Genomic DNA, 22,912 nt, shown 5'->3' on the forward strand with positions numbered 1-22,912 from the left:
CCCGCCCTCCATTACCTGTTTACAGTGTACGGTCTTTTCGGTTCGAAACACCGTACACCCATCGAAGTAGACTGTCCACATGGATTCCGAAGAGATCTCAGGCACGGAGGCGGCCCCCGGCGGCGCGAAGGCCACAGACACGGTGCTGCGCCTGCTCTGGCGTGCGCGGCTGGGCGAGAAGGCCGGGCGCCGGGGGCCCCGCCGGAAGGTGAGCGTCGACCAGATCGTCGACGCGGGCATCGCCCTCGCCGATGCGGACGGCCTCGCCTCCTTCTCGATGCGCCGGGTGGCGGAGCGGGTGGGCCTCTCACCCATGTCCCTCTACTCCTACGTCCCGGACCGGTCCTCGCTCATCGGCCTCATGATCGATCAGACGGTGGGACGCACCCCGCTCCCGGAGCACACCGGCACGCTGCGGGAACGGCTCCGCGCCCTCTCCCGCCTGCTGTGGGACGAGTACCACCGGCATCCGTGGCTGCTGGACGCACAGAGCCACCGGCCGTGGATCGGCCCCCACGTCTCGGCGCGCTACGAGTGGCAGCTGTGTGCGCTGGAGGGCTGCGGGCTCGACGACCTCGCGATGGACCACACGGTCTCGCTCCTCGCCTCGCACGCCGCCGCCAGCGCGCAGGACGCGCTGCGCGCGCGGCACCTCGAGGAGTCCAGCGGGACGAGCGACCTGGAGTGGTGGAGCGCGAACGCCCCCGTGCTCGCCGAGGTCATGCCCCCGGGCGCGTTCCCGGTCTCCGGCCGCGTGGGCAGCGCCGTGGGCGAGGCCTACCAGGCCGTGACGAACACGACCGCCGTCTACGAGTTCGGTCTCGAGGTCATCCTCGACGGGATCGAGACCCGCGTCCGCCGTGGACGCGGCGGGAGCTGAGACGCCGCCGTCGCCCGCGCGGACTCAGCCGTCCGCCGCCTGCTCCTTGTCCCGGCGCAGGGAGGCGATGGCCTCCTCGAAGTCCTCGAGCGAGTCGAAGCCCTGGTAGACGCTCGCGAACCGGAGGTAGGCGACCTGGTCCAGCGAGCGCAGGGGCTCGAGGATCGCCAGGCCCACCTCATCGGCGTCGATCTCCGCAACACCGTAGCCGCGGATCCTTTCCTCGACCGTCTGCGCGAGCTTGGCGAGGTCGTCGTCGCCCACGGGCCTGCCCTGACAGGCCTTGCGCACGCCGGTGACGATCTTCTGCCGCGAGAACTCCTCGGACACGCCGGAGCGCTTGATGACGGAGAGGCTGGTCGCCTCCATGGTGGTGAAGCGGCGGCCGCAGCTGGGGCACTGACGGCGGCGCCGGATGGACGAGCCGTCCTCGGCGGTCCGGGAGTCGACGACCCGGGAGTCCGGGTTCCGGCAGAAGGGGCAGTGCATGGCGCTCAGACCTCCCCGGCCTCGAGACGGATGCGCACGGCCTCGCCGTGCGCCGGCAGGTCCTCGGCCTCGGCGAGGGCGATGATCCGCTCCCCCACCTCGCGCAGCGCGGCGGCCGAGTAGTCGATCACCTGGCTCACGCGCAGGAACGACGACACGCCCAGGCAGTCGCCGAAGGCGGCCGTGCCCAGGGTGGGGAGCACGTGGTTGGAGCCCGCCATGTAGTCCCCCAGCGCCACCGGTGAGTGCGGGCCGATGAACACGGCACCGCCGTTGACGATCCTGCCGGCGACCGCCGCGGCATCCGCGACGTGGAGCTCCACGTGCTCGCCGGCGTAGGCGTTGACGACGGCGATGCCCGCCTCCTGCGAGTCCACGAGGACGATCCCGGACTGCGCCCCGGAGAGGCTCTCCGCGATCCGCTCCGCATGCCGTGCACGCGCCCCCTGTGCGCCGAGCTCCGCGTCCACCGCCGCGGCCAGCGGCTCCGAGTCCGTCACGAGGACGGCGGCGGCGAGCGGATCGTGTTCGGCCTGGCTGATGAGATCCGCGGCGACGAAGGCGGGATCGGCCGTGTCGTCGGCGAGGACGATGATCTCCGTGGGACCCGCGACGGCGTCGATCCCCACGTGCTCCCGCACGAGCGCCTTGGCCGCCGCCACGTAGGCGTTGCCCGGGCCGGTGATGATGTCCACGGGCTCGAGGCCGTCGCCGGCGGGACCGTCGAAGCCGTAGGCGAAGGCGCCGATCGCCTGCGCGCCGCCGATCCCCCACACCTCGTCGACGCCCAGCAGGTGGGCGGCGGCGAGCACGGTGGCGTGCGGCAGGCCGGTGTCCGGCTGCGGGGGCGAGGCGATCGCGACGGAGCCCACACCCGCCACCTGCGCCGGCACGGCGTTCATCACCACCGAGGACGGGTAGACCGCACGGCCGCCGGGCACGTAGAGGCCCACGCGCTCTGCCGGGAGGTGACGGGTCGTCACGACCGCACCGTCGGCGAGCTCCGTCCTCACTGCGCCGGGGAGGTCCGCCCGCGCGACCGTGCGCACGCGGCGGATGGTCTCCTCGAGGGCGGCGCGGACGCCCGGGTCGAGAGCCTCCGCCGCCGCCGCGAGCTCCTCGGCGGCCACCCGGAACCGCTCCGGCGCGCTGCCGTCGAACCGGGCCGCGGCCTCGGCCACGGCCGCCCTGCCGCGCGCGTGGATGTCCGCCAGCAGCGGACGGACCGCCTCCAGCGGAGCGCCGGAGTCCGCGTCCGCGCGGGGCAGACGGGTCCGGAGGGTGCGCTTGTCGAGGGCGGAGCCTCGGAGATCGACGAGGTGCGTGCTGGCGAGGGTAGTCACGTGCCCATCCTAGTCCCGTGGCGTCTCAGTCCACGTCTCAGCGCAGGCAGGCCGACCCCAGCAGGGCCTTGAGATCCCCGGAGAGGCTGGGGCTCTGCTCGACGCGGAAGCGGCGGCCCAGCCGCATGACGGTCCGCCTGCCCGGCTCCACGAGCGTGAGCTCCACCTCCGCGTGGCCCTTGTGCGCCTCGAGGATCCGGCCCAGCTCCGTGATCGTCCGCTCCGTGCTCTGCGTGCGCGGCATGGAGATGTGCAGCGGCCTGTCCGCGGGATCCGTCACGTCCGGGATCGTCATGGACTGGACCATCATCGTGGTGGGGCGGTCGTCGGAGGTGCGCCCGCGCCCGCTCACGGCGACCCCGAGGTCCGTGGCCAGCAGGCTCGCGACCGGTTCGTAGGCGTCGCCGAAGAACATCACCTCGATCGAGGCGTCGAGGTCCTCGATCTCCACGATGGCGTACGGCCGGCCGTTCTTCTTGGAGACCTTGCGCTGCACGGCGGTGATCATGCCGCAGATCTTCACCTGGCTGCCGTCCGGCCGCCCGCGCTCCGGATCCACGAGGTCCGCGATGGAGATGTCCGCCTCCGCCGCCAGCACGCCCTCCAGGCCGTTGAGCGGATGGTCCGAGACGTAGAGGCCGATCATCTCGCGTTCGAAGGCGAGCTTCTCCTTCTTCTCCCACTCCGGACGGTCCGGCACCGGCACGGAGAAGGAGGGGGCTGCTTCGTCCTCGCCGCCGAGGCCGGCGAACAGGTCGAACTGGCCGTGGGCCTCCTGCCGCTTCACGCCGATGACGGCGTCGACCGCCTCCTCGTGGATCTCCACGAGCGCGCGCCGGGAGTCCCCCAGCGAGTCGAAGGCCCCGGCCTTGATGAGCGACTCGACGGTGCGCTTGTTGCACACCTGGGCCGGCACCTTATCGAGGAAGTCCGAGAAGTCCGTGTAGGCGCCCTTCTCCTCGCGCGCGCTCACGATGCCCTCGACGACGTTGTGTCCCACGTTGCGCACGGCACCCATGCCGAAGCGGATGTCCGTGCCGACCGGGGTGAAGTTCGCGTGGGAGTCGTTGACGTCCGGCGGCAGCACCGTGATGCCCAGCCTGCGGCACTCGTTGAGGTAGATCGCGAGCTTGTCCTTGTTGTCGCCCACCGAGGTGAGGAGGGCGGCCATGTACTCGGCCGGGTAGTGGGCCTTGAGGTAGGCCGTCCAGTAGGAGACCACGCCGTAGGCCGCGGAGTGGGCCTTGTTGAAGGCGTAGTCGGAGAACGGCAGGAGGATGTCCCAGAGCGCCTGCGCGGCCTCCTCGGAGTAGCCGCGCTCCTTCATGCCGCTGAAGAAGCCCACCTGCTGCTTGTCCAGCTCGGCCTTCTTCTTCTTGCCCATCGCACGGCGGAGAATGTCCGCCTGTCCCAGCGAGTAGCCGGCGACCTTCTGCGCGATCGCCATCACCTGCTCCTGGTAGATGATGAGGCCGTAGGTGGTGTCGAGGATCTCCTTGAGCGGCTCCTCGAGCTCCGGGTGAATCGGAGTGACCTCCTGGCGGCCGTTCTTGCGCAGGGCGTAGTTGGTGTGCGAGTCCGCACCCATGGGGCCGGGCCGGTACAGCGCCAGCGTCGCGGAGATGTCCTCGAAGTTGTCCGGCTGCATGAGCCGCAGCAGCGACTGCAGACCGGTGCCGTCGAGCTGGAACACGCCCAGGGTGTCGCCGCGGCCGAGGAGGCGGTAGGACTCCTCGTCGTCGAGGGCGAGGTGTTCGAGGTCGAGCTCGAAGTCGCGGTTGACCTTGATGTTCTCGATCGCGTCCGAGATGATCGTGAGGTTCCGCAGCCCCAGGAAGTCCATCTTGATGAGGCCGAGGCCCTCGGACGTGGGGTAGTCGAACTGCGTGATGACCTGGCCGTCCTGGAAGCGGCGCATGATCGGGATGACGTTGATGATGGGCTCGGACGACATGATGACGCCCGCCGCGTGCACGCCCCACTGCCGCTTCAAGCCCTCGAGGCCCTTGGCGGTCTCGAAGACCTCGCGCGCCTCCGGGTCCCGCTCGAGCAGCTCCCGGAACTCCCCGGCCTCCCCGTAGCGCTTGGCCTCGGGGTTCTCGATGTTGGCCAGCGGGATGTCCTTGGCCATCTCCGCCGGCGGCAGCGCCTTCGTCAGCTGCTCGCCCATGCTGAACGGCTTCCCCAGCACGCGCGCGGAGTCCTTGAGCGCCTGCTTCGTCTTGATGGTGCCGTAGGTGACGATCATCGAGACGTAGTCGGCGCCGTACTTCCGGGTCACGTACTCGATGACCTCGCCGCGGCGGCGATCGTCGAAGTCCACGTCGAAGTCGGGCATGGACACGCGGTCCGGGTTGAGGAAGCGCTCGAAGAAGAGGCCGTGCTGCAGCGGGTCCAGGTCGGTGATGCGCATGGCGTAGGCGACCATGGAGCCGGCGCCGGAGCCGCGGCCCGGCCCCACGCGGATGCCGTTGTCCTTCGACCAGTTGATGAAGTCCGCGACGACGAGGAAGTAGCCGGGGAAGCCCATCGAGATGATGATGTCCAGCTCGTAGTCCGCCTGCTTGCGGACGGCGTCCGGGATGCCTCCCGGATACCGGTAGTGCAGCCCCTTGTCGACCTCCTTGATGAGCCAGGAGGTCTCGTCCTCCCCCTCCGGGGTGGGGAACTTCGGCATGTAGTTCGCGCTGGTGTCGAACGACACCTCGCACATCTCCGCGATCCTCAGCGTGTTGTCGCAGGCGTCGGGCATCTCCGAGAAGAGCGCGCGCATCTCCGCCGCGGACTTCAGGTAGTAGCCGGAGCCGGAGAAGGCGAACCGGGAACCGCCCTGGTCGTAGGTGGGCTCGATGAGCTTGGAGCCGGACTGGATGGCGAGCAGCGCCTCGTGCGCCTTCGCGTCCGACTCGTGCGTGTAGTGGAGGTCGTTGGTCGCGACGCGCGGGAGGTCGAGCTCCTTCGCCAGCCGCAGCAGGTCCTTCGTCACCCGCTTCTCGATGGAGAGGCCGTGGTCCATGAACTCCGCGAAGTAGAACTCCGGCCCGAAGATCTCCCGATACTCGCCGGCGGCCCGCTTCGCCTCCTCGTACTGCCCCAGGCGCAGCCGTGTCTGCACCTCTCCGGACGGGCAGCCGGTCGTCGCGATGAGGCCCTCGGAGTGCTCGCTCAGCAGCTCCCGGTCGATGCGGGGCCACTTGCCGAACACGGAGTCCAGGGACGCCTTCGAGGAGGCGGTGAAGAGGTTGCGCATGCCGGTGTTGTTCCGGCTGAGGATCGTCATGTGCGTGTAGGCGCCGCCGCCGGAGACGTCGTCGGGCTTCTGCGACTCGTCCGTGCGCCACTTCACGCGGGTCTTGTCGCCGCGCGCCGTGCCCGGGGTGACATAGGCCTCCACGCCGATGATCGGCTTGATCCCGGCCTTGGTCGCCTGGGACCAGAAGTCGAAGGCGCCGAACAGGTACCCGTGGTCCGTGATGGCCAGCGCGGGCATGTTCTGGGCGTTGACCGCCTCCATGAGGTCGCCGAGGCGCGCGGCCCCGTCCAGCATGGAGTACTCGGTGTGCGTGTGCAGGTGGACGAAGCTGTCGCTCATGGTTCTCCTCTCAGCCCTGCGCCGAACGCAGCGTCTCCAGTGCGTGTGCGAGGTCCGCGGGGTAGTCGCTGGAGAACTCCACCCACTCCCCCGTCTCCGGGTGGGTGAAGGCCAGGTGGACGGCATGGAGCCACTGCCGCTCGAGACCCAGCCTGCCCGCGAGGACGGGATCCGCCCCGTAGGGCAGGTCGCCGCAGCAGGGGTGCTTGGTGGCGGACATGTGCACGCGGATCTGATGGGTGCGGCCCGTCTCCAGGTTCACCTCCACGAGGCTCGCCGAACGGTGCGCCTCCAGCACCTCGTAGTGGGTGACGGCGTGCTTGCCGTCGGACCGGACCGCGTACAGCCCGTCGCGCCGCGGGTTCCTGCCGATGGGGGCCTCGATCGTGCCCACCACCGGATCCGGCAGCCCCTGGACGAGGGCGTGGTAGGTCTTGGAGACCGTGCGCTGCTTGAAGGCCCGCTTGAGCACCGAGTAGGCGTGCTCGCCCTTGGCCACCACCATGACGCCGGAGGTGCCCACGTCCAGCCGGTGCACGATGCCCTGCCGCTCGGCCGCGCCCGAGGTCGCGATCCGGTGACCGGCGGCGGCGAGCCCGCCGATGACGGTGGGCCCGTGCCACCCCGCGGCGGAGTGGGCGGCGACGCCCACGGGCTTGTCCACGACGATGATGGCCTCGTCCTCGAAGAGGATCCGCATGCCCGGCACCGGCTCCGCGACGATCTCGAGCGGCTTCTCCGGCTCGGGCATCTCCACGTCGAGGCGGCTGCCGGAGGTCACGCGATCCGACTTCCCCACCACGCTGCCGTCCATCGCGACTCCCCCCGCCTGCGCGATCTCCGCGGCCTTGGAGCGGGAGAGGCCCAGCGCCCGCGAGAGCGCGGAGTCGACCCGCTCCCCGTCGAGGCCCTCGGGGACGAGCAGTGAGCGGACCGTCATGGGGTCTCCTTCTCTTGTCGGTCGTGGTCGGCTGACTGGGGCGGGATCTCCGCAGGCCGGGGCGGATTCTCCACCGACTCCTCCGCAGAGCCGGCTCGCTCGCTCTCGCGCGTGCCGTCCAGGGACACGCCGCGGATCTGGGTGATGATGATGAAGCACGCGGCACCGGTGATGGCGATGTCCGCCACATTGCAGATGAAGAAGTAGAGGTCGATGAAGTCGACCACCGCACCGTGGAACACGGCCGGCGGCCGCACCAGCCGGTCGATGAGGTTGCCGGTGAGCCCGCCCAGCAGGAGGCCCAGCGCCCATGCCCAGGTCCGGGAGCCGAGCTTCCGGCCCACCCAGGCCACGGCGCAGAACGCGATCACCGCGATGAGGGTGAAGACCCAGGTGAAGCCGGATCCCATCCCCAGCGCCGCGCCGTCGTTGAAGATCAGGGTGAACCCCGCCAGGTCTCCGATCACGGGCACCGGGACCTGGGGCTCCAGCACGGCGAGGGCGATCTGCTTCGTCGCCTGGTCCACGAGCACCACCCCTGCGGCGATCGCCCACAGCAGCAGCCGCAACTTCCTCCGGGTCCGGCCAGCAGCGGTCATCGAGGTCCTTCCGTCCAGGTTCCCGGGTACCGCAGCACCACGAGCCGATCAGTGCGCCCAGGCGCGTCGACACCACAGTCTACGCATGCCCGCACGACGCGAGGTCCCGGCACCCTGAACCGGGTGCCGGGACCTCGCGGTGTCCGCGCGCGGTCGCCGGACGGCTCGCGTCCGGCTCCCGCGATCAGATGGAGCGGCCGCCCAGCGTCTCAGGTGCGAGCGAACCGGAGTTCTCCAGGTCGCGCAGCTGATCGTTGAGGTAGCTCTTGAGGCGGGTGCGGTACTGGCGCTCGAAGTTCTCCAGCTTGTCGATCTCGCGCTCGAGCGAGGACTTCTGGGTCTCGAGGGCGGTGAGCACCTCGTCGCGCTTGCTCTCCGCCTCGCCGACGATCTGCGAGGCACGCGCCTCGGCCTCGGCGATGAGCTCGTCGCGCTTGCGCTCGCCCTCTGCCACGTGCTCGTCGTGGACGCGCTGCGCCAGGGCGATGAGGCCGTGGGAGTCGGTGCCGGAGGGTGCACCGGCGAGCGACTCGTCCGCAGCGGGTGCGGCGGGAGTCTCGACCGCCGCGGGAGCCTCTGCGGCCGGCGCCTGCGGGGCGACCAGCGGCGAGGCAGGCGCCTGCGGGGCCTCCTCGACCGGCTCTGCGGGTGCGCCCCAGGCGGGGGCGGACTCCTGCTCCGGCACTGCGGCGGGCATCGCCTGCGTGGCCTGCGGATCCTCCACCGGCGCCGCCGGTGCCGCGGCCGGCGCGGCGGACGCACCCGACTCCAGCTCGGAGACCCGGGCCTCCGCGGCGGAGAGCTGCTGCTTCAGCTCGTCGTTCTCCTGGTACAGGCGGCGCAGTTCGACGACGACTTCGTCCAGGAAGTCATCGACCTCGTCCTGGTCGTACCCGTCGCGGAACTTGACATGCTGGAACCGCTTGTTCACTACGTCTTCAGGCGTGAGCGCCATGAGGCCAACCTCTTGCTCGACAACAAATCAGCGATCCGGGCGCGCCGGACTCGATGTCACGATACCGCATCATTTGGCCGGATGCGTCATGCGCGACAGGAAAACCCGCCCCGAACAGGGACGATCCTCACATTCAGGCCACCACGCGAGCCACGTTGAAGAGGATCTGCGCGAGGAACTGCACGCCGATGAACACGACGATGAAGCCCAGATCCAGGGCGACGCCGCCCAGCCGCAGCGGCGGGATGACCTTGCGCACCAGGCGCACCGGCGGGTCCGTGAGAGTGTAGACGAACTCACAGACGACCAGGAGGAATCCGGTGGGACGCCAGTCCCGGGAGAACACCTGGATGAGGTCGAGGACCACGCGTGCGAGGAGGACCCACACGTACAGGCTGAGGAGGTAGCCGGCGAGGACGAACAGTGTGCTGAGCACGTGTACCGCTTTCGATGGGAGTGCAGGGAACCGCGCGTGACGCGCTCACCGGTTCGCGACGCCGGCTGGGCCTCAGCTCTGGTTGAAGAAGCTCGCCTGGGCGTCCGGACCCGCCTCCGCCTCCGCGGTCACCGTCACCTGCTCCGGGCTGAGCAGGAAGACGTTGCCGGTGATCTTCTCGATCGAGCCGTGCAGTCCGAAGATGAGACCGGCGGAGAAGTCCACGAGGCGCTTGGAGTTCGCGTCGTCCATTGCGGACAGGTCCATGATAACCGGCACACCGTCACGGAACGCCTGACCGATCGCCTTCGCGTCGTTGTAGCTGCGCGGGTGGATGGTGCGGATGGTGTGGAGCGCCTCCGGTGCGGCGGTCTCGACGGGGCGGACCGAGGTGCGGATGGGCGACACGGTGGCCGCCGGCGTCTCTTCGTACATCTCCGGCTCCCCTGCGTGTGTGTGGGACTCCGCCGCGGGGGCGAAGTCGTCCTCCGGAAGGTACTCCGCGTACTCCTCCTGGTGCGCACCGCGGCGCGGCTCGTCGTGGACGGGACGCATGTCGTCCTCATCCTCGACGAAGCCGAGGTAGCTGGCGAACTTGCGCATTGCTGACATCTCGTCTCCTGACGTCTGCGGGCGGGCGCTCTCCCGCACGGTTTCCCTTGTGTCTGAAAAGCTACCCGAGCACCGCGGCGCACCCGCTCAGGCGCGCGGGGCGTGTCGCGGGCCCGGTCCGTCCGCGGACGCGGCACCCGCTCCTCAGTCCAGCCAGGCGAGCCCCGCGAATCTCCCCGTCACGCCGTCGCGCCGGTACGAGTAGAGATCCTCGGAGGCGTACGTGCATGCGCTGGACCAGTGGGCGATGCGCACCCCGTGGCGATGCAGCTGCTCGGCCGTTCCCGCTGCCACGTCGAGCGCGGGCGTCCCGGTGAGCGACACCGCCGCGGTCACGGGTTCGACTGCGGCCACCTCCGCACGCAGCGCGGCGGGGACCTCGTAGCGGCGGCTCGAGATCGAGGGGCCGATGACGGCGCTGAGCTCGGTCGCACCCAGGTCCCGCATCGCCTCGACCACGCGCGCGATCACCCCGGCGGCCATGCCCGCACGGCCGGCATGGGCGACTCCCGCCACGCCGGCGGCCGGGTCCGCGAGGAGCACCGGCGTGCAGTCTGCGACGAGGACCGCGAGGCCCACTCCGGGCACGCGCGTGACCTGGGCGTCCGCGGACACGGCGTCCGTCTCCTCACCGCCCTGGGCGGTGAGCGCGGCCGCATCCTCCGCGGTCACCTCGTGCACGTGGGTGCCGTGGACCTGCGACACGTAGGAGACCCGCGACAGGCCGAGCGCGGAGCCCAGCAGGCTCCGGTTGGCGGCGACCGCCGCGGGGTCGTCGCCCACGTGGCGGGCGAGGTTGAGCGAGCCGTGGGGGCCGGTGCTGTAGCCGCCGTGGCGGTCGGTGAGCGCGAACTGGGCGCGGCCGCCGGACCCCGCGGCGCCGACGGCGAGTCTGCTCAGCAGCACGGCCGCACGCTCACTGCAGGAACTCGGGGATGTCCAGGTCCGAGTGGTCGTAGCGGGAGGGCTTCTCCTCCGGCAGCGACTGCGGGAGATCCCGCACCGGGGAGGCGGCCGGCGGGGCGGGCGGAGCCTGCGGCGCGGCCTCCTGCGAGCGCACCGGCTCCTCGGCACGCGCAGGCTCCTCCGCGGCGACCACGGCAGGCTGCTCCCGCCGGCCGCCGAAGGGCTCCGCGCTGTCCGACTCCGGCACGTCGAAGCCGGCGGCGATGACCGTGATGCGGCACTCGTCGCCCAGATTGTCGTCGATCACCGCACCGAAGATGATGTTCGCCTCCGGGTGCGCGGCCTCCTGCACGAGGCGCGCGGCCTCGTTGACCTCGAAGAGACCGAGGTCCGAGCCGCCCTGCACGTAGAACAGGACGCCGTGGGCGCCCTCGATGCTGGCCTCCAGCAGGGGCGAGGCGATCGCGGCCTCCGCCGCCTGGACGGCCCGGTCGTCCCCGGTCGCGGAGCCGATCCCCATGAGCGCGGTGCCCGCGCCCTGCATCACGGACTTCACGTCCGCGAAGTCGAGGTTGATGATGCCGGGGACCGCGATGACGTCCGTGATGCCCTGCACGCCGGAGCGCAGCACCTCGTCCGCGGAGTTGAAGGCCTCCAGCACGGACACGTTGCGGTCCGAGATGGACAGCAGGCGGTCGTTCGGGATGACGATGAGCGTGTCGACCTCTTCGCGCAGCGCGCGGATACCGGCCTCCGCCTGCGCCGAGCGCCGGCGGCCCTCGAAGGTGAAGGGCCGGGTGACGACGCCGATCGTCAGCGCGCCCAGCCCCTTGGCGATGCGGGCCACGACGGGCGCAGCACCCGTGCCCGTGCCGCCGCCCTCGCCGGCGGTGACGAACACCATGTCCGCCCCGTCGAGGGCCTCGCGAATGGCGTCCTCGGAGTCCTCCGCCGCCTTCCGCCCGATCTCCGGATCCGCACCGGCGCCCAGGCCGCGGGTGAGCTCGCGGCCGATCTCGAGCTTGAGATCCGCCTCCGAGAGCAGCAGCGCCTGGGCGTCTGTGTTGATCGCGATGAACTCGACGCCGCGCAGGCCCACCTCGATCATCCGCTGGACGGCATTCACACCGCCGCCGCCGCAGCCGGCGACCTTGATGTCTGCACCTGAGCTCTGGAATTCAGCCACGTCGGTTCCTCTTTCGACCCTGTAAGGATGGGCGTAGTACTTGTCTGGCTCGACGCTATTGCCCAAAGGCGGTATGCGCAACGACGAAGCCGGGTGTGTCGTGTGTGGGTATGAGGGGCTTCTCAGCCGTCCTCGGTCGGTGTGTTCCCGGCCGAAGGTGCTCCGGTCGCATCCGCGGTCAGGACCCGTCCTCGGCCGGTGCGTTCCCGGCCGCAGGTGCATCAGGCGCGGAGACGTCCACCCGCCGCGCACCGTCCGCCAGGAGGTACCCGGCGATCCGGGCCTTCCTCTCCGCCTCGGAGGCGTCGCCGAACACCACCTCCGCGGTGGCTCCGTCGCCGTCCTCGAGCGCGATCACCGCCGTGAGGACGCCGCTGCGGCCCTCGGCCCGCAGCTGGGTCACCTGGCCCGGCAGCGCGCCGCCGGCCTCGGCCATGAGCGCGGCCGCCTGCACCGCTGCCGCCGAGGGGTCCGCAGTGCGCGCGACCGTGAGCGCCGGCAGGCCGTCGGCCTCGAGCTGCGATGCCGGCACGGTGTCGATCCGCACGCCGTCGGCATCGTAGCGCGCAGCGGCGGCACCGTCCGCCACGCCGATCACCGGCACCCGGTCCTCGATCTCCACGGCGATGCTGCGCGGACCGCTGTAGGCCACGCGGACGGCAGCCGCCGTGGGGTTGGCCGCCCGCAGCTCCTCGCCCAGGCTCCCCGTGCGCACCTGCGGCAGCGGCACGCCCAGGACCGCGGCCTCGGCCTCCTGCGCGACCGCGTCCGGATCCGTGATCCCGCCGCCGGTCACGGTGACGCTCTCGACCTTGAGCAGCGGAGAGAACCAGGCGGTGGCCGCGGCCGCGAGCAGCGCCAGGACGACGCCGCCGGCGGTGAGCCAGCGCACCAGGCGCGTGCGGTTCCGCCGGCTGCGGACCTCCGAGAGGTCCGCCGTGTCGTCCCGGCCCGGACGGGCGGGCGCGGTGCCCACCGGGCCGCTCACGCCTGCTCCAGGGCCTCGACGATCTCCGGTCCGAGCACCGTGACGTCGCCTGCGCCGATCGTGAGGACGACGTCGCCGGGCCGCACACGGTCGAGGAGGTGCGGCACCACCTCCGTGAAGGCGGGCAGGAACGCCGTCTGCGCGTGGGGCACCTCGGCGGCGACGATCGCCCCCGTCACCCCGGGGATCGGGTCCTCCCGCGCCGGGTAGACGTCGAGGACGACCACGTCGTCGGCGAGGCCGAGCGCCTCGCCGAACTCCTGCCGGAAACTCTGCGTGCGCGAGAAGAGGTGCGGCTGGAACACCGCGTGCACCCGCCCGCCCGCGGGGACGACCCTGCGGGCGGCGCTGAGCACGGCGCGCAGCTCCGTCGGATGGTGTGCGTAGTCGTCGTAGACGCGCACGCCTGCGGCCTCGCCCTTGAGCTCGAACCTGCGCCGGGTGCCGTGGAAGCCCGCCAGGCCCTGCGCCGCCGCTGCCGGGTCGAAGCCCAGCGCGGCGGCGGCCGCCACTGCGGCGGCGGCGTTGCTCGCGTTGTAGTCGCCCGGCTGCTGCAGCTCCACCGGCACCGTGGCGCCGTCGAGCTCGATCGCGAACCGCTGTGCGGCGCCCGCGTCGCCGGCGGCCTCGCCGGTGTCGCGCAGGATGGTCGCCGTGCGGACCCCGGCCGGCGCACCGCCGGACGCGGAGAACCCGTAGCCCACCACGTCCGCCCCCGCGGCCGCGGCATGGGCGGCGACACCGGCCGCGCCCGGGTCGTCGAGGCAGACGACGAGCGTGCCGCCGGTGGCCCGCACCTTGTCCGCGAACGCCTCGAAGGCGGCCGTGACGGCCTCCGGGGAGCCGTAGTGGTCGAGGTGGTCGGCCTCGACGTTGGTGATGATCCCGACGGCCGGCTCGTACAGGAGGAAGGAGCCGTCCGATTCGTCCGCCTCCGCGACGAACACGTCGCCGGAGCCCTCGTGGGCATTGGCGCCGGTGGAGGTGAGCACCCCGCCGATCACGAAGGAAGGGTCCGCCGCGCAGGCCTGCAGCGCCACGGTCGCCATGGAGGTGGTCGTGGTCTTGCCGTGCGTGCCGGCCACCGCGAGCGTCCGCCTGCCCACCATGAGCGCGCCGAGGGCCGCGGAGCGGTGGATGATGCGCAGGCCCCGCTCCCTGGCCGCGACGAGCTCCGGGTTCTCGTGCCTGATCGCCGAGGACACGACGACGGTGTCCGCCTCCTCCACGGCGGAGGCGTCATGGCCGATCCGGACGGTGGCGCCCAGCGCCCGGAGCCCCGTGACCACGGCCGAGTCGCGGGCATCGCTGCCGCTCACTCTCATGCCGCGGGCGAGCATCACACGGGCGATCCCGGACATGCCGGCGCCGCCGATGCCGATGAAGTGGACCCGGCCCAGCTCCCGCGCCGGGAGGATGGTCCGGGCGATGGATGCGGTGTTCTGCTCAGTGGTCATGCGGTCTCCTCACCGGTGCGGTAGAACCGCTCGTGCTTGGTCCAGCGGTCGGGGCCGTAGGCACGGCCGGGGTGCGGCACACCGGCCGCCCGGTACGCCATCGCGGTCATGGTGCGCGCCGCCGCGGTGGGGAAGCGCATCCGCTCCGCCGCGACCCGCATCCGCTCCAGCCGCTCCGGGTCCAGGATCAGCGGCAGGAGCTCGCCGCGCACCCAGTCGGAGGTGAATGCGGCGTTCTCCACCAGCAGGGCCGCGCCGGCCTCCACGGCGCCGGCCGCGTTCAGGCGCTGCTCGCCGTTGCCGATCGCCAGCGGCACGTAGACGGCCGGCACCCATGCGACGGACACCTCCGCGACGGTGCCGGCGCCGGCACGGCAGACCAGCAGGTCCGCGGCCAGGTAGGCGTTCTCCATCCCGTCCACGTAGTCGCGCACGTGGTAGTGCGGGTGCGCGGCGGCAGCGGCCCGGAGCTCCTCCCCCTTGCCCGCACCCGTGATGTGCAGCACCTGGAGGCCCGCGTCCGTGAGCTCCTGCATGGCACCGAGCATGGCGGAGTTCAGCGCGGCCGCGCCCAGCGAGCCTCCCGTCACCACCAGCGTGGCGCGGTCGGCCTCGAGTCCCAGCCGGGCGCGCGCAGCCTTCCGCTGTGCGGGCTCGTCCCGGTCCAGCGCCTCGATCTCCGTGCGCATGGGCATCCCCACCTGGGTGCCCTTGAGCGGGGTCCCGGCGAAGCAGTAGCCCACCCGGTCCTCGGTCGTGAGAGCCGCACCCACGCGGTTGGCCAGCCCCGGCTTCGCGTTCGCCTCGTGGACGACGATGGGGGTGCCGGTGCGGCGAGCGGCGAGATAGGCCGGGGTGGAGACGTAGCCGCCCACGCCCACGACCACGTCGACCGAGCGCTCGTCGAGCATCCGCGCCACCTCGGCCACCGCGCGGCGGAACCGGCCGGGGAACCGCAGCGCATCGCCGTTCGGCCGCCGCGGCATGGGCACCTTGTCGATGGTGAGGAGCTCGAAGCCGGCCTCGGGGACCAGACGGGTCTCCAGCCCCTCCGGGGTGCCCAGCACGGCGATGCGGGCGTCCGGGTCCTGGAACCGGACGTCACCGGCGATCGCCAGCAGCGGGGACACGTGGCCGGCGGTTCCGCCCCCGGCCAGCAGTACGGACAGACTCATGGTGCAGTGGTCTCCTTGGATGTGCGGGATGACGAGGAGGTGCGTGCCGCTTCCGGGACGCGGCGTCCGCGCAGGCGCAGGGCCTCCGCGACGCCGGGCTCGTCCCTGGCGAAGGACAGCACCACGCCGATCATGATGAGGTTGGCGACGAGGGAGGACCCGCCCGCGGACACGAAGGGCAGCGGCACGCCGATGACGGGCAGCAGGGTGGCCACGACGGCGATGTTCACGGTCGCCTGGCCGATCAGCCACATGAACACCGCGGCCACGAGCACCCGCACCTGCGCGTGCGGGGTCCGCAGCGCCATGCGGAGCAGGCCCGCCGCGAGCACCACGAAGAGGGCGATGACGATGAGCGAGCCCAGCAGGCCGAGCTCCTCCCCGATGATCGCGAAGATGAAGTCGTTGTGGGCCTCCGGCAGCCACGCCCACTTCTCGCGGCTGGCTCCCAGACCCACGCCGAACCAGCCGCCCGAGGCCAGCGCGTAGGTGCCGTGCGCGGACTGCCAGTGCGAGGAGAGGTAGTCGTCCGAACCCGCCTCCGCGTGCCCGGCCATCATCGCCGCGACGCGCTGCATGCGGTTGGCGTTCGTCACGACGAGGAGCGCTGCCGCGCCCGCCCCGGCCACGCACGTGCCCACCGTCGCCATGACCGGGAGATCCGCCACGAACAGCGCACCGAGGTAGAGGGCGAAGACGATGATGGCGGTGCCGAGGTCGCCGCCGGCCATGATGAGGCCGCCCGCCGCGCCGAAGCCCAGGAGGGAGAGCCCCCAGGTGGACCAGGGCCGTTCCCGCGCCCCCGGCCGGGACAGCACGGCGGCGAGCCAGAGGGCGAAGGCCACCTTGAGGAACTCCGAGGGCTGGACGATGGCCGGTCCCAGGGCGACCCAGTTCTGGTTGCCGCCCTCCGCGCGGGCCAGCGGGGTGAGGACGAGCGACTGCAGACCGAGCGCGGCGGGGAAGGCGAACCACGCCAGCGGTCGCCACCAGCCTCCCGGCACCCGGGAGAGGCCGAACGCCAGCACCAGCCCGGCGAGGGCGAACAGCGCCTGACGGGCGAAGATCGCGTAGGACGAGCCCGCGCCGCCCTGGTAGGCGGTGATCGAGGAGGCGGAGAGCACCATGAGGAGGCCGAAGCCGGTGAGCGCGAGCACACTCGCGACGATGAGCACGTAGTTCGCCGCGGGGTTGGCCAGGGCGCGCCGGAGCCCGGTGAGAGGCCCCACCCGCTCCGGCGCGGAGCCGCCGCCGGCCGCTGTTCGCTCCCGCACACCGGCTCCGGCACTCACGGCGCGTCCGTCTCCGCAGCGGGCCGTGCGCGGTCCGTCTCCGCCGCCCCGTGGGCCGCGGCCCACGCCTGCGCCGCCTCCGTGAAGAGGTCGCCGCGCGTGGCATAGCTGAGGAACTGGTCCATGCTCGCGGCCGCCGGTGCCAGCAGCACGGCGTCGCCGAAGCCCGCGAGCTCGCCGGCCGCCGCCACGGCCGCCTCCATCACCGGGGCCCCGCGCCGCTGTGCGGACAGGCCGGCGGAGACGTCCGCGGCCAGGTCCACCTCACGCACCGGCACGTCCGGCGCGTGCTGCGCGAGCGCGGCGCGCAGGGCGCCGCGGTCCTCGCCGATCAGCACGACCCCGCGCAGGCGCGCGGCGGCCTCGGCGACGAGCGCGGAGACGTCCGCGCCCTTGAGCAGTCCGCCGGCGATCCAGACGACCGAGTCGCGGGCGGCCAGCGCAGCGGCTGCGGCGTGGGGGTTGGTCGCCTTGGAGTCGTCCACCCAGGTCACCCCCGCGGCCTCGGCGACGACGGCGGAGCGGTGCGCGCCGGGCGCGTGCTGGCGCAGGCCCTCCCGGACGGCGGACGGTTCCACCCCCACGGAGCGGGCCAGCGCGGCCGCCGCGAGGGCGTCCGCGATGTGGTGCGGTCCGGGGGCGTCCGTCCCCACTGCGGCGCCCACGTCCGCGAGGTCAGCGATCTCCGCGGCAGCCGAGTAGCGGGCCGGGATGAAGGCACGGTCGACGAGCAGGTCCTCGACGAGGCCGAACTCGCCCGGCCCGGGGGTGCCCAGCGTGAAGCCCACCGCACGGGCGCCGGCGACCACCTCGGCCTGCTCCACGAGCGCGCGGGTGGCCGGATCGTCCACGTTGTACACACAGGCCCGGTGCACGCCGTGGTAGGCGCGCCCCTTGTCCGCACGGTAGGCGTCCGCGCCGCCGTGCCAGTCGAGGTGATCGTCGGCGAGGTTGAGGACCACGGCCGCGTGCGCACCCATCGAGAGCTCCCAGTGGAGCTGGAAGCTCGACAGCTCGATCGCCAGCACCTCCAGCTCCGGGTCCAGGACGGCCTCGAGCAGGGGGTCGCCGATGTTCCCGCAGGCCCGGGCGCGCAGGCCCGCGGCGGTGAGCATGGAGGCGAGCATGGTGGTGGTCGTCGTCTTGCCGTTGGTGCCGGTGACGACGAGCCAGCGGGCATCGTTGGTCCCGCGCACGCGCCAGGCGAGCTCGACCTCGCCGATCACGGGGATGCCCGCGGCGCGCGCGCCGGCGAGCACCGGGGAGTCCGGACGCCAGCCCGGTGAGGTGACGACGAGGTCGAACGCCGCGTCCCCGGCCAGCGGCGGCAGGCCGGCGACGTGCTCCGGTCCGCGGCGGATGTCGACGTCGAAGACGGAGAGGATCCGCTCGCGCTCGGTCTCGTCCCGTTCCGCGTCGCCGTCGACCACCGTCACGGCCGCACCGCGTTCGGCCAGGTGCACGGCGGCGGGGAAGCCACTCACGCCGAGGCCGGTCACGAGGATCCGCAGACCCTCCAGGGAGGACGAGGGACCGGCCAGCGCGGCCGGGATCCGCTCGGCGTCGGGGTACTCGAGGGGCGGGATCTGCTCAGCCAATGTGCGACAGCCATTCCGCGTAGAAGACGGCCACGGCGCCGATCACGCACAGCAGCGCGATGATCCAGAAGCGCACGACGATCGTCACCTCCGCCCAGCCCTTGAGTTCGAAGTGGTGCTGCAGCGGGGCCATCCGGAAGACCCGCTTGCCCGTGAGCTTGAACGAGGCCACCTGGATGATGACGGAGAGGGTGATGACGACGAACAGGCCGCCCATGAGGACGAGCAGGAGCTCGGTGCGGGACATGATCGCGAGTCCGGCGAAGGCGCCGCCCAGGGCCAGGGAACCCGTGTCGCCCATGAAGATCTTGGCCGGCGAGGTGTTCCACCACAGGAAGCCCAGGCAGGCCGCGGCCATCGCCGCGCCGACCATCGCCAGGTCGCGGGGGTCCCGGACCTCGTAGCAGCCCGCGGCCGGGGTGGTCTGGAGCCCGCAGTTCTGCACCGACTGCCAGAGCGTGAGCACGATGTAGCCGGCGAAGGCCACGGCGGCGGAGCCCGCCGCGAGGCCGTCGAGGCCGTCCGTGAGGTTCACCGCGTTGGAGACCGCCGTGACGATGAGGTTCGCCCAGACGATGAAGAGGACGAAGCCCACGCCCGCGCCGGCGAAGGCGAGGTCGAGCGGCAGGTCCCGGATGAAGGAGACCGCGGTGGAGGCCGGGGTGAGGCCGTCCGCGTTGGGGAAGAGGAGGGCGAGCACCGCGAACACGATGCCCACGAAGCCCTGGCCCACGATCTTCTGCCAGGCGCGCAGACCCAGCGAGCGCTGGTGGGAGATCTTGATGTAGTCGTCGCAGAAGCCCACCGCGCCGAGGCCGACGACCAGCCAGAGGACGAGGAGGCCCGAGGGCGTGGGCGCGGACCCCGTGAAGAGGTGGCCGAGCCCGTAGCCGAGGACCGCCGCGGCGATGATGACCACGCCGCCCATGGTGGGCGTGCCGCGCTTGGTCTCGTGCGACTTGGGCCCGTCGTCGCGGATGAACTGACCGTAGCCGCGGGCCACGAGGACTTTGATGAAGGCCGGGGTTCCCACGAGTGCGACGACGAGGGAGACGACTGCGGCGAGGATGACGGCGATCATGCGCTCTGGCTCACTCCTGCGATCTCATCGCCCAGGAACCGGAGCCCCGAGTCGCGTGAGGACTTGAACAGCACGATGTCCCCGGGGCGCAGCTCCGCGCGGAGCACCTCCCGGGCCTCGGAGAGGGTCGGGACGAAGACGGCCTCGCTCCCCCAGGAGCCCTCGAGCTCCGCCGCCTGGAAGACGGGGCGCGCGCCCTCGCCCACCACCACCGTGCGGCCGATGTTGAGGCGGACCACGAGCTCGCCGATGTCCGCGTGCGCCTGCCGGGACTCGTCCCCGAGCTCCAGCATCTCGCCGATCACGGCGACGGTGCGCCGCGGCGGGTTCTCCTCGTCGCCGCGGCCCATCGCCGCGAGCGTCTTCAGCGCCTGCCGCATGGAGTCCGGATTGGCGTTGTAGGCGTCGTTGAGCACGGTGATGCCGCTCACGGAGTCCACGAGCTCCATCCGCCAGCGGCTGGCGGCCGAGGAGGTCCGCAGAGTGGTGACGATGCTCTTGTCGCCCACCCCGCACACATGGGCCACGGCGGCCGCGGCCAGGGCGTTGGACACATGGTGCTCGCCCAGCAGGGCGAGGTCGACGTGCGCGGGCTCCGCGCCGGGCAGGGTGAGATCGAAGCTGGGCCTGCCGGAGGCGCCCACCTTGACATCCGCGGCGCTCACGACCGGTGCCGGACCACCGGCGACCTCGGTGCGCCCGGACGCGGAGAACCAGACGACCTCGACGCCGTCGGCCAGCACCTGCGTCATCTCGCGGACGTAGGGGTCGTCGGCGTTGAGGACGGCCGTGCCGCCCGGTGCCAGCGCCTGCACGAGCTCGGACTTGGCGCGCGCCGTGTTCTCGATGGAGCCGAACACCCCGGAGTGCGCGGTGCCCACCATGAGCTCCACGGCGACGTCGGGCCGCACGAGCGAGGTGAGATAGGCGAGGTTGCCGATCGAGCGGGCACCCATCTCAAGGACGAGGAAGCGCGTGGACTCCACGGCGCGCAGGGCCGTGAGCGGCACCCCCACCTCGTTGTTGTACGAGTTGGGCGGCCACACCGTCTCCCCCGCGGCGGAGAGCATGTCCGCCGCGAGGTCCTTGACCGTGGTCTTGCCCGCCGAGCCCGTGATCGCGACGACGGTGAGGTCGCCCGAGGCGCGCAGCGCCTCGACGCTGAGCGAGGCGAGCCTGCCCAGCGCCTCCGTCGCGTCGCTCACCAGCAGCGTGGGCAGGTGCGTGCCGTCCACGGAGGGCACCGCCTCGGCGATGATGAGCGCCGCGCCCTGCTCCAGGGCCGCCGGCGCGAAGTCGAGGCCGTCCGCGTGCTCACCGCGGCGGGCCACGTAGATGTCGCCCGGGCCCACCTCCCGGGAGTCGGTCGTGACCCCGGCGGAGAGGATGCGGTCCGGTTCGATGCCGTGCAGCTCCCCGGAGAGGGCTGCGGCGATGTCTTGTGCGGAGAATGCCTTCATATCAATCCTGAACTCTACCGTGGGCGCTGCCCAGGCCCGCTGAGGCGAGGGCGTCGCGTGTCCTCGCGCGGTCGTCGAACGGGTGGACGGTGCCGGCGATCTCCTGGCCCGTCTCGTGGCCCTTCCCGGCCACCAGCAGGGTCCCCTCCGCGCCGGCGAGGGAGACGGCCAGGTCGATCGCCGCGCCCCGCGGGGCGCATTCGCGGATAGCCTCGGGACGCACCCGGGCGCTGCCGTCCGCGAGCGCCTCGCGGGCGCCGGCGAGGACGGCCGCGCGGATCGCCGCGGGATCCTCGGAGCGCGGGTTGTCGTCCGTGACGATCACCGCGTCCGCCCGCTGTGCGGCCACGCGGCCCATGAGCGGGCGCTTGCCGCTGTCGCGGTCGCCCCCGGCGCCCACCACCACGACCAGCGGGCTGCCCGTGTCCTGGAGCCCGGTGAGCACCTTGTCGAGCGCGTCCGGGGTGTGCGAGTAGTCGACGACCGCGAGCGGGTGGGCCGGACTCACCTGCTCCATCCGGCCGGGGACGGTGACCGTGAGACCGGAGGCCGCCGAGGCCAGCTCCTCGGTGCCCACACCCGCCGCGTGCAGCATCGCCAGGGCGAGTGCGGTGTTCGTCACGTTGAATGCCCCGGGCAGGGGCGCACGGGCGCGCAGCCGGGAGCCGTCCGCGAGGCGGAGTTCGAACTCCCCCGGTGCCTCCCCCCGCAGCACGAGGTGGTCCGGGGAGACGCCTGGGTCGTCGGACAGGGTGGCGACGGGGACCTCGGCGGCCCGGGCCATGCGCGCACCCCACTCGTCCTCGACGACGACCACGCCGGCCCGGGAGTGCGCGGGGGTGAACAGCCGCGCCTTGGCGGAGAAGTAGTCCTCCATCGTGGGGTGGAAGTCCAGATGGTCCTGGCTGAGGTTGGTGAAACCGGCCACGGCGAAGCGGGCCCCGTCCACCCGGTGCTGCGCGAGCGCATGGGAGGAGACCTCCATCGAGCAGGCCTGGACGCCGGCGGCCCGCATCTGCGCGAAGAGGCTGTGCAGCTCCGGCGCCTCCGGCGTGGTGCGCACGCTCGGCACGGACACCCCGGCGACCTCCGTCGCGACGGTGCCGATGAGGCCGGTGGTGCGGCCGAGGGCGCGCAGGAGGGCGTCGAGGATGAAGACGGTCGTGGTCTTGCCGTTGGTGCCGGTCACCCCCAGGAGCAGCGGCGAGTCCGGGTGCGCGTCCGTCCCGTAGACCTGGGCGGCGAGTCCGCCCAGCACGGACCGCGGGTTCTCGACGACGAGCACGGTGACGTCGCCGGAGGCCAGCCGCTCCGCGCTCAGCGAGCGGATCCGTGCGAGTCCGGCCTCGTCCGTGAGCACCGCGGGCACACCCCGTGCCAGCACCTCGGCCGCGAACTCCGCGCCGTGGACCCGGGCGCCGGGCAGCGCGGCCCAGAGGTCGCCGGGGCCGGCGGTCCGCGAGTCGTGGGAGACCCCGACGAGCTCGGGGTCGCCCTGCCCCAGCAGTCTGGCGGCGGGCGGGAGTCGCAGGTGGGAGAGTCTCATCGTGTCCTTACGGTCTTGTGGATCGGTCGGAGGGGGCAGGGTACTGCGGCCGGTCGGGTCGCAGGCTGCCGGGCGGCGGGGTCAGTCCTCCCACTCCACCGGGGTGTCGGAGGGGGAACCCGTCGAGGGCGGCACGTGGAGGTGGCGCAGGGTGAACCCGGCCACGTCGGAGAACACCGGGGCTGCGGAGGTGCCGCCGTAGTACCCCTCCTGGGGGCGCTGCAGCGTCACGGAGACCGCGATCCTCGGGTCGTCCACGGGCGCGACGCCCACGAACGAGGACGTGTAGCCATCGTAGCCGCCGGAGTCCGAGGGCGCCTGCGCCGTACCGGTCTTGCCGGCCGCGCGGTAGCCGCCGATCTCCGCATTGCCGGCGG

Annotated in this window: 20 protein-coding genes; 1 reads left to right on the forward strand and 19 read right to left on the reverse strand. The window is 72.2% G+C overall.

The window, feature by feature from the left end:
• Positions 1–79: 79 nt before the first annotated feature.
• Positions 80–880, forward strand: coding sequence for a TetR/AcrR family transcriptional regulator (locus Q0A33_RS07310; RefSeq protein ID WP_291794782.1), 801 nt, complete (start codon positions 80–82; stop codon positions 878–880).
• A 24-nt stretch (positions 881–904) separates the two neighbouring features.
• Here Q0A33_RS07310 and nrdR read toward each other — a convergent pair whose 3' ends face one another.
• From nrdR to Q0A33_RS07405, 19 genes are all read right to left on the reverse strand, one after another.
• Positions 905–1,369, reverse strand: a complete 465-nt coding sequence (gene nrdR, locus Q0A33_RS07315) for a transcriptional regulator NrdR (protein WP_291794783.1) — start codon at positions 1,367–1,369, stop codon at positions 905–907.
• Between the two features lie 5 nt (positions 1,370–1,374).
• The gene (gene hisD, locus Q0A33_RS07320; protein ID WP_291794784.1) at positions 1,375–2,712 is read right to left on the reverse strand and encodes a histidinol dehydrogenase; all 1,338 of its coding nucleotides are present in this window, start codon (positions 2,710–2,712) and stop codon (positions 1,375–1,377) included.
• Positions 2,713–2,749: 37 nt separating this feature from the next.
• Positions 2,750–6,304, reverse strand: coding sequence for a DNA polymerase III subunit alpha (gene dnaE, locus Q0A33_RS07325; protein ID WP_291794785.1), 3,555 nt, complete (start codon positions 6,302–6,304; stop codon positions 2,750–2,752).
• 10 nt (positions 6,305–6,314) lie between these two features.
• Positions 6,315–7,244, reverse strand: a complete 930-nt coding sequence (locus Q0A33_RS07330) for an RluA family pseudouridine synthase (RefSeq protein ID WP_291794786.1) — start codon at positions 7,242–7,244, stop codon at positions 6,315–6,317.
• Positions 7,241–7,843, reverse strand: a complete 603-nt coding sequence (locus Q0A33_RS07335; RefSeq protein ID WP_291794787.1) for a signal peptidase II — start codon at positions 7,841–7,843, stop codon at positions 7,241–7,243. Before Q0A33_RS07335 ends, Q0A33_RS07330 begins: the two co-directional genes overlap by 4 nt.
• A 184-nt stretch (positions 7,844–8,027) precedes the next feature.
• Complete coding sequence (locus Q0A33_RS07340; protein WP_291794788.1) at positions 8,028–8,798, reverse strand: DivIVA domain-containing protein; 771 nt, start codon at positions 8,796–8,798, stop codon at positions 8,028–8,030.
• A gap of 133 nt (positions 8,799–8,931) precedes the next feature.
• Positions 8,932–9,234 carry a YggT family protein gene (locus tag Q0A33_RS07345; RefSeq protein ID WP_291794789.1) on the reverse strand — a complete coding sequence of 101 codons (303 nt, stop codon included), beginning with the start codon at positions 9,232–9,234 and terminating at the stop codon, positions 8,932–8,934.
• Between the two features lie 72 nt (positions 9,235–9,306).
• The gene (sepF, locus tag Q0A33_RS07350; RefSeq protein WP_291794790.1) at positions 9,307–9,846 is read right to left on the reverse strand and encodes a cell division protein SepF; all 540 of its coding nucleotides are present in this window, start codon (positions 9,844–9,846) and stop codon (positions 9,307–9,309) included.
• A 144-nt stretch (positions 9,847–9,990) separates the two neighbouring features.
• Positions 9,991–10,752, reverse strand: coding sequence for a peptidoglycan editing factor PgeF (pgeF, locus tag Q0A33_RS07355; RefSeq protein ID WP_291794791.1), 762 nt, complete (start codon positions 10,750–10,752; stop codon positions 9,991–9,993).
• 10 nt (positions 10,753–10,762) lie between these two features.
• Positions 10,763–11,938 (reverse strand): cell division protein FtsZ, encoded by a 1,176-nt coding sequence (ftsZ, locus tag Q0A33_RS07360; RefSeq protein WP_291794792.1) that lies wholly within the window; start codon positions 11,936–11,938, stop codon positions 10,763–10,765.
• A 178-nt stretch (positions 11,939–12,116) separates the two neighbouring features.
• On the reverse strand, positions 12,117–12,926 hold the full coding sequence (locus Q0A33_RS07365) for a hypothetical protein (protein ID WP_291794793.1): 810 nt from the start codon (positions 12,924–12,926) through the stop codon (positions 12,117–12,119).
• Positions 12,923–14,383 (reverse strand): UDP-N-acetylmuramate--L-alanine ligase, encoded by a 1,461-nt coding sequence (gene murC / locus Q0A33_RS07370; protein WP_291794794.1) that lies wholly within the window; start codon positions 14,381–14,383, stop codon positions 12,923–12,925. The genes Q0A33_RS07365 and murC overlap by 4 nt, the downstream gene beginning before the upstream one ends.
• Positions 14,380–15,558, reverse strand: coding sequence for a UDP-N-acetylglucosamine--N-acetylmuramyl-(pentapeptide) pyrophosphoryl-undecaprenol N-acetylglucosamine transferase (locus Q0A33_RS07375; protein ID WP_291794795.1), 1,179 nt, complete (start codon positions 15,556–15,558; stop codon positions 14,380–14,382). Before Q0A33_RS07375 ends, murC begins: the two co-directional genes overlap by 4 nt.
• Complete coding sequence (locus tag Q0A33_RS07380) at positions 15,555–16,832, reverse strand: putative peptidoglycan glycosyltransferase FtsW (RefSeq protein WP_291794796.1); 1,278 nt, start codon at positions 16,830–16,832, stop codon at positions 15,555–15,557. The genes Q0A33_RS07375 and Q0A33_RS07380 overlap by 4 nt, the downstream gene beginning before the upstream one ends.
• Before the next feature lie 14 nt (positions 16,833–16,846).
• Positions 16,847–18,448, reverse strand: a complete 1,602-nt coding sequence (murD, locus tag Q0A33_RS07385) for a UDP-N-acetylmuramoyl-L-alanine--D-glutamate ligase (protein WP_291794797.1) — start codon at positions 18,446–18,448, stop codon at positions 16,847–16,849.
• The gene (gene mraY / locus Q0A33_RS07390; RefSeq protein ID WP_291794798.1) at positions 18,441–19,529 is read right to left on the reverse strand and encodes a phospho-N-acetylmuramoyl-pentapeptide-transferase; all 1,089 of its coding nucleotides are present in this window, start codon (positions 19,527–19,529) and stop codon (positions 18,441–18,443) included. Before mraY ends, murD begins: the two co-directional genes overlap by 8 nt.
• On the reverse strand, positions 19,526–20,989 hold the full coding sequence (murF, locus tag Q0A33_RS07395; protein WP_291794799.1) for a UDP-N-acetylmuramoyl-tripeptide--D-alanyl-D-alanine ligase: 1,464 nt from the start codon (positions 20,987–20,989) through the stop codon (positions 19,526–19,528). Before murF ends, mraY begins: the two co-directional genes overlap by 4 nt.
• A gap of 1 nt (position 20,990) precedes the next feature.
• Complete coding sequence (locus Q0A33_RS07400) at positions 20,991–22,535, reverse strand: UDP-N-acetylmuramoyl-L-alanyl-D-glutamate--2,6-diaminopimelate ligase (RefSeq protein WP_291794800.1); 1,545 nt, start codon at positions 22,533–22,535, stop codon at positions 20,991–20,993.
• Between the two features lie 81 nt (positions 22,536–22,616).
• Positions 22,617–22,912, reverse strand: a 296-nt coding sequence (locus Q0A33_RS07405; protein ID WP_291794801.1) for a penicillin-binding transpeptidase domain-containing protein, incomplete at its 5' end; no start/stop codon positions are given.

It is taken from the genome of Brevibacterium sp., assembly GCF_022712115.1.
GTDB lineage: Bacteria > Actinomycetota > Actinomycetes > Actinomycetales > Brevibacteriaceae > Brevibacterium > Brevibacterium salitolerans.

Coding starts and splice junctions, on each gene's coding strand:
- Q0A33_RS07340 (WP_291794788.1), bottom strand. CDS start 8,798: ATGGCGCTCACGCCTGAAGACGTAGTGAACAAGCGGTTCCAGCATGTC.
- Q0A33_RS07335 (WP_291794787.1), bottom strand. CDS start 7,843: ATGACCGCTGCTGGCCGGACCCGGAGGAAGTTGCGGCTGCTGCTGTGG.
- Q0A33_RS07375 (WP_291794795.1), bottom strand. CDS start 15,558: ATGAGTCTGTCCGTACTGCTGGCCGGGGGCGGAACCGCCGGCCACGTG.
- murC (WP_291794794.1), bottom strand. CDS start 14,383: ATGACCACTGAGCAGAACACCGCATCCATCGCCCGGACCATCCTCCCG.
- mraY (WP_291794798.1), bottom strand. CDS start 19,529: ATGATCGCCGTCATCCTCGCCGCAGTCGTCTCCCTCGTCGTCGCACTC.
- Q0A33_RS07400 (WP_291794800.1), bottom strand. CDS start 22,535: ATGAGACTCTCCCACCTGCGACTCCCGCCCGCCGCCAGACTGCTGGGG.
- murF (WP_291794799.1), bottom strand. CDS start 20,989: ATGAAGGCATTCTCCGCACAAGACATCGCCGCAGCCCTCTCCGGGGAG.
- nrdR (WP_291794783.1), bottom strand. CDS start 1,369: ATGCACTGCCCCTTCTGCCGGAACCCGGACTCCCGGGTCGTCGACTCC.
- Q0A33_RS07330 (WP_291794786.1), bottom strand. CDS start 7,244: ATGACGGTCCGCTCACTGCTCGTCCCCGAGGGCCTCGACGGGGAGCGG.
- Q0A33_RS07310 (WP_291794782.1), top strand. CDS start 80: ATGGATTCCGAAGAGATCTCAGGCACGGAGGCGGCCCCCGGCGGCGCG.
- dnaE (WP_291794785.1), bottom strand. CDS start 6,304: ATGAGCGACAGCTTCGTCCACCTGCACACGCACACCGAGTACTCCATG.
- sepF (WP_291794790.1), bottom strand. CDS start 9,846: ATGTCAGCAATGCGCAAGTTCGCCAGCTACCTCGGCTTCGTCGAGGAT.